This is a genomic window from Dehalococcoidia bacterium (assembly GCA_028711995.1).
In the GTDB taxonomy this organism is placed as follows: domain Bacteria; phylum Chloroflexota; class Dehalococcoidia; order SZUA-161; family SpSt-899; genus JAQTRE01.
On record JAQTRE010000158.1, the window covers coordinates 1 to 6542 of the forward strand.

Below are 6542 nucleotides of genomic sequence, written 5' to 3' on the forward strand. Positions count from 1 at the left end.
TCCGGCCTTGCATCTGCATCCAGGGCCGGCAAAATAGTTACATGGGTTGAAAGCCAGTGTAAGGAATTACGTCAACAGGGACAACTGGCATTTGACTTGCCCCCGATCTACTTCCCTTACATGCAACCGAAAGACCCGGATTGGCGCACCCGATACCAGCAGTTCAACCTTCCGGGGAACTATCATAACGGGGGAATATGGCCTCTCGGCTGTGGCTTTTACATCTCGGCGATCGTGGCCGCAGGCAAGTTTCGTCTGGCAGAGAAAAAACTTTTAGCCCTGACCGAGCTGGTTCGCCCTGCCCGGGATCACGATGTGGCGTTTGGCTTTAACGAGTGGTTCCGCGCTCAGGATGGGACCCCGCGAGGGGAGGACTGGCAGACGTGGTCTGCAGCGATGTATCTCTATGCTGCAATTTCAGTTGAGCAGCGAAAGACTCCCTTCTTTGACCAGATTCGCGCAGGTGAGGACGATAGCTTTTCATGTGAATGAGTTTTTGCCCATAGTCCCTTGAAAGAGTGGTGAGCATCGGTCCGTCTCCCCGAACGACAAGGATGTTCCTCTTTTCCCCACATTGAACAGATCATGTGCTGCCGGGACAGTAATTCTAATGAAACTCTAAGGATTTTCTAGTGGAACGCTAATTTACCTTCGGGATTATTCTGTCTTGAATTGGCTTAAACTAGATGTGCAACTGTAAAAAAGGTACAATGAGCCATTCATGATCCTCGCCGGTAGTTTGGGATCGGAACTCAAAGGGAGGTTCCTTGGCACAAGAGTGGGTCTGCCGGATAGGGTTTACGGAATGAAAAGCCGGAGGTGAGTGAGATGGAGACTGGCGCAAGAGGAACCTGGAACGGAACGACGCCGGCTATTGTAAATCATAAGTGGATGCTTCAGCAAGACCTCGGAGAAAAATGGGTGATGGCAATGGGGGAAAGGTGCTCACTAACGTTGAGCATCAATCTGGCCAGCATGGAGTCTGCAGAAGTCTTCAAGTGGTTCTTGGCCTCGGTGTTCCTTGGGGACAGAATCGACAAAGGAATTGCCATGAATACCTACAAGGAATTTGAAAAAGCAGAAGTTCTCTCCCCGGAGGCCATTCTGGAAACAGGCAGTCAAGGTCTGGTTGAGATTCTGGATCGGGGCGGATACAATCGATACGATTTCAGGACTGCTGCTAAGCTCCACCAAACAGCCACAGCCCTCGTGCAAAGATACAAGGGCGATCTTAATCGGCTGCATTTCTTTGCTGAAGACGAAAGGGATCTGGAGATCAAGCTTCAGGATTTAGGTGAAGGCATCGGGCCGATCATCGTGAACACATTCCTGAGAGAATTGAGGGATATCTGGGAAAAGGCAAAGCCACCGCTTGCTGCTCCTGCCATCCTGGGAGCAAAGAAGTTGGGGTTGACCCAGGCAACAGACGGCCAAACAGCTCTAAGGGATCTGAGGGCAATCTGGGAAGCAGGCGATCGGTCGGAAGTCAGCTTTTCAAACTTGGAGATGGCCCTGCTGAACTTGGGAAGGAACTACTGTCGCCAGGAAAGATGTTCCCTTTGCTCATTACGGAAAGAGTGCAAATCACCGGATAAACAAAGGTTAATTTCATAGTCGAAATCATATTTCACGGAGTTTTGTACGATGGCAGAAGGTGTTATCAAACGGTTAGTCAGTGAACGGGGCTTTGGGTTCATCAAGCCAACGGAGGGGAGGGACCTCTTTTTCCATGGGAACCAGCTTCGAGGAACAACCTTTCAGGCGTTGACGGAAGGGTTGGCTGTGGAATTTGAGATCGGACAGGGACCCAAGGGGCCGATGGCAACCGAAATAAGGCTGCGCACTGACGGAATGCGAAAGCGCCCGGATAATGGGGGGAGGAAACTCCCTGAAACCATTGATAAGGATACAGATGTCTTGTCTGGGGCTAAAGATACAACCCGAGCAAGACGGCGCGCGCTTCGCAGCCGGGATAGAAAAGAGTCCGATTGGGATTGAGGGCCCGGATGGGCGGCAACCAGAGGATTTGATACTCCAGCTATCGTGTGTCCAGTTGTTACTGGTGCCTTAGTAGAGTGTTGAAATAGTTTGTCTCAACTGGGCTCCCAAACCCCCAGAGGGAAGAATCCTGCACCACTTGATCGGAGGTTTCTCAAGTCTCTGATCCCCCTTGACACCACCAATATATTGTGGTAGATTACCTCCACACTACCATATATTGGATAGCATATGCGATGCCCCTACTGTGACCATAATGATTCCAAAGTGACCGATTCCCGAAGCGTGGAGCATGGGATCCGGCGCAGGCGAGAGTGCCTGAAATGCGGGGCCCGCTTCACTACCTATGAGCGAGTGGATAATTCCAGCATGACCATTGTCAAGAAAGACAAGCGCCGTGAAAGTTACAGTCGAGAGAAGCTCATGAGCGGCATTCGAAAGGCCTGCCAGAAACGTCCTCTGCCCACCGGGACCATCGATAAGCTGGTGGATGAAATCGAGGCAGAGATGCACAGCATGGGCAAAAGCGAAATACCGAGCTCGGTTCTGGGAGAACTGGTCATGGAAAAGCTGCTCGCGCTGGATCACATCGCCTATATTCGCTATGCCAGTGTCTACCGTTCTTTTACTGATATCGGCAGTCTGAAGAAAGAGGTGGATTCCCTTGCCGCCAGACACGAGATTGCCAGCCAATTGCCCCTTATCCCGCGAGAAGACCTTAGCCGGACAAACAGAAACTAACATCTTACGGAGGCGCTATGACCACTGTTCAAGATAGCCAACTGAAGAACAGGATCGCCAAAGCCGTTTTCTCTGCAGCTGAATCCACCGGAATTGCCGATAGGCAGGTGGTGGAACAGATGATCGAACAGGTCATTCAACGGCTGGATTGGCTGGAGCCGATACCTGTGGTCCTGCCTGGCTGGGAGGACCTGGTATCCACTCAAAGCAAGAGACCGAAGGTATCTGAGGCGGAGATTCAAGCCAAGGTCAAGGAGGTTCTGGCTGAGATATCCCTAGCGCCGGTCAGAGAAGCGCCTGCAGAGACCAAGAAGAAGGGAAGAAAGGCAAAACCCAAAGCAGAGGCCATCAAGCTATCGGCCAATGCCAGGGTAGTGCTGGAGAGACGCTATCTCAAAAAGGGCCCGGACGGCAAGCCCATCGAGACGCCGGAAGAGATGCTCCGCCGAGTGGCACACACTATCGCCTCCGCGGAGAAAATCTATCATCCCAAGGAGGATACCGGAGACATCGAAGAAGAATTCTATCAGTTGATGGCCAATCTGGAATTCCTGCCCAACTCCCCTACCCTGATGAATGCCGGCCGCGAACTGGGCCAGCTTTCCGCTTGTTTTGTCCTCCCCGTCGAGGATTCAATGGAATCGATTTTCGACGCTGTCAAGCATACGGCCATGATCCACAAGAGCGGCGGCGGCACCGGATTTTCCTTCACCCGGCTGCGCCCGGAGAGCGATCGGGTGGGCTCTACAGGCGGCGTTGCCAGCGGGCCGGTCTCGTTCATCAAGGCGTTCGATGCAGCCACCGATGTCATCAAGCAGGGCGGCACGCGCCGTGGGGCCAACATGGGAATCCTGAACGTCGATCATCCCGATATCATGACCTTTATCACCTGCAAAGAAAAGCAGAATGTGCTCAATAATTTCAATATTTCCGTGGCGGCCACTGAAAAGTTCATGAAAGCGGTGGAAGAGGACACCGATTATGATCTCATCAACCCCCGAACCAAAGAGGTTTCGGGCCGACTCAGTTCCCGGGCGGTTTTCGACCAGATGATCGACTTTGCCTGGCGCAACGGAGATCCGGGCATCGTTTTTCTGGATCGAATCAACCGGGATAATCCCACACCTCATCTCGGCGCCATCGAGAGCACCAACCCCTGCGGAGAACAGCCGCTTCTGCCCTATGAGAGCTGCAATCTGGGATCGGTGAACCTGGCCAAAATGATCGGCGAAGCCGAAGGCTCTCCGGTCATTGACTGGGATAAGCTCTCCCGCACGGTGAGGACCGCCATCCGGTTTCTGGATAACGTGATCGATATGAACAACTTCCCTCTGCCTCAAATCGCGGAGATGACGCGGAAGACACGCAAAGTCGGGCTGGGCATTATGGGATTTGCCGATATGCTCATCCGCCTGGGCATCCCTTACGACAGCGATGAAGCCCTCAAGACCGGCGAGCACGTGATGGAGTTTGTGGATAAAGAAGCCCTGGCCGCATCCATCGATCTGGCCAAAGAGAGGGGCGCTTTTCCTGCTTTCAAAGGAAGTGTCTACGATAAACCCCGAAGTCCAAAAGTGAGGAATGCCACCCGAACCACCATCGCCCCCACGGGCACGCTGAGCATCATTGCCAATTGCTCCGGCGGCATCGAGCCTCTCTTTGCCCTGAGCTACTTCCGCCAGATACTGGATAATGACAAGCTGGTAGAGGTGAATTCCATTTTCGAAGAGGTGGCCAAAAAGGAAGAATTCTACAGTGAAGAGCTGATGAAGACCCTGGCTGAAAAGGGAAAGGTGCGCGGGATCGAAGGGATACCGGAGTGGGTGCAGGAAGTGTTTGTCGTCTCCCATGATATCCCTCCGGAGGTCCACATCAAGATGCAGGCAGCCTTCCAGAGGCATACTGATAACGCCGTCTCCAAGACGATCAACTTTGCCAATCATGCCACGCGGCAGGATGTGGCCAATGCCTATATGATGGCTTACAAAGAAGGCTGCAAAGGCATCACCATTTACCGCGACGGCAGCCGTGATGTGCAGGTGCTGAACATCGCTGGCAAGAAATCGGAGAAGGCGGAACAACCGGAGAAACCTGCGGAAGATGAGGGGTCGTTGACTCCTCGCGAGAGGCCTAACGTCACCTTTGGCGTCACGGAGAAGATGACCACAGGTTGTGGCACGCTCTATATTACCGTGAACTCAGATGAGCAGGGAATCTGCGAGGTCTTCACTCTCCTGGGTAAATCGGGAGGTTGCGCCGCGGCACAGCTGGAAGCCATCAGCCGGCTGACCTCCATGTCCCTGCGGGCAGGCGTGCCGGTGGAATCGGTTGTAAAACACCTCAGAGGAATCCGATGCTCCTCCATCGCCTGGGACAGGGGCCATGCCGTGCTCTCCTGCGCCGATGCCATCGGCACAGTGCTGGAGCGACAGCTCAGTCACAAGATGCCTTACGCTCCTCAAAATGGCAACGGCGGGTCTGAGACGCACGAAGAAAATAATGGCGCGGTCAAGGTAATCAACCCTACAGGAGTGATGGGAGGACAATGCCCCGAGTGCAGCGGCCTGCTGGTGTTTCAGGAGGGCTGCCATATCTGCTACGGCTGCGGGTATACCAAGTGTGTTTGAGGTATGCGTGCAGGGGCATATTATGATATGCTCCCTACTCAATTTATTGGAGAAGTGAATGGCAAAGATCATCATCCTCTACGGAACGAATAACGGACAGGCGCGCAAGGTGGCTGAGCACATTGCGGAAGTGGTGAAGAAGCAAGGCCATGCAGTGGAGATGGCGCAGGGCAATAAAGCCTTTGACAATTTTTCGCCGCAGGGGTTTGATGCGGCGATTATCGGCACATCAATCTACATGGGCACGCACCAGATATCGGTGAAAAAGCTGGTCAAGGCAAATAGCGATGTCTTCAACCGAATTCCCTCGGCCTATTTCTGCGTTTGCCTGACGGCCACGCAAACCAGCCCTGAAGCCATAGCCGAGCTGGATAAATATGTCAAGAATTTCACCGACTATACCGGTCTCAAGCCAGTGAAAACGGCTGTCTTTGCCGGCGCTCTGAAATACCCCGACTATAATTTCGTCAAGCGTTTTTCCGTCAAGCTGCTGGCCCGAAAGCTGGGGCTGGATACAGACACCAAAAACCACTTCGAGTATACTGACTGGAATGCCGTCACCCGGTTTGCCGAGGAGTTTGCGGAGTCGGTGAAGACCAGCTCCTCAGTCTAAGAGAATACATATGTGGGTATCTAAACTCGAACTGACGAACATAAGGAGCTTTGAGAAAGCGGATATCGTTCTGTCAAAGGGCATAAACATACTCGTTGGTCCAAATAATGCTGGCAAGTCTACGCTCCTGAATGCAGCACTACAATTGCAGTATACCAAACTGTATCCAGGAGACCTTCGGAAAAGTTCAGCGTCTGGAAGTCTACAAATTTCATTGGACGGGAAGAGTGAAACCCACTTTGGTAATCAGGGAAAAGATGTATCGCTCTATACTGTCACCCTCCAAGAAAGTGGTTCTTCCGCTGTATGGCGACTTAAGAACGGGAATGCCATCGGTTTGGCTCAGATTCCTCCGACTGAGCCAAAGAATTTCATTTACCCTTACCTGTCGAAGCGAAAAGATGTTTCCTATAGTGAAAAGATTAATGAAGGGATTGTTGGCGTCCCTGCAAAAAGCCGGTATCGGAATTCTGATTGAGTCACCCTGATATTATGCTGCGAAGTTTAAAGTCTGAGTGAATCGGCTGGCGGGTCGAATTTAGCGCCAAAACAAGCGCCAACAT

General features: G+C 52.5%; 6 protein-coding genes and 1 pseudogene. All 7 read left to right on the forward strand.

Translation table 11 applies throughout. The annotated features are described in order from the left end of the window. The coding region (locus PHV74_14320; protein ID MDD5095532.1) for a glycoside hydrolase 100 family protein at positions 1 to 492 on the forward strand (492 nt) is incomplete at its 5' end. Positions 493 to 828: 336 nt separating this feature from the next. Next, positions 829 to 1614 carry a hypothetical protein gene (locus PHV74_14325; GenBank protein ID MDD5095533.1) on the forward strand — a complete coding sequence of 262 codons (786 nt, stop codon included), beginning with the start codon at positions 829 to 831 and terminating at the stop codon, positions 1612 to 1614. A gap of 30 nt (positions 1615 to 1644) precedes the next feature. After that, positions 1645 to 1836, forward strand: a pseudogene (locus PHV74_14330) (cold shock domain-containing protein). A gap of 393 nt (positions 1837 to 2229) precedes the next feature. Next, a complete protein-coding gene (gene nrdR / locus PHV74_14335; protein ID MDD5095534.1) occupies positions 2230 to 2739 on the forward strand; it encodes a transcriptional regulator NrdR in 510 nt (169 codons plus the stop codon). A gap of 17 nt (positions 2740 to 2756) precedes the next feature. Next, on the forward strand, positions 2757 to 5366 hold the full coding sequence (locus PHV74_14340; GenBank protein ID MDD5095535.1) for a vitamin B12-dependent ribonucleotide reductase: 2610 nt from the start codon (positions 2757 to 2759) through the stop codon (positions 5364 to 5366). Positions 5367 to 5424: 58 nt separating this feature from the next. Next, positions 5425 to 5979 (forward strand): flavodoxin domain-containing protein, encoded by a 555-nt coding sequence (locus PHV74_14345; GenBank protein ID MDD5095536.1) that lies wholly within the window; start codon positions 5425 to 5427, stop codon positions 5977 to 5979. A gap of 10 nt (positions 5980 to 5989) precedes the next feature. Then, positions 5990 to 6457, forward strand: a complete 468-nt coding sequence (locus PHV74_14350; protein MDD5095537.1) for an AAA family ATPase — start codon at positions 5990 to 5992, stop codon at positions 6455 to 6457. Positions 6458 to 6542: the final 85 nt, after the last annotated feature.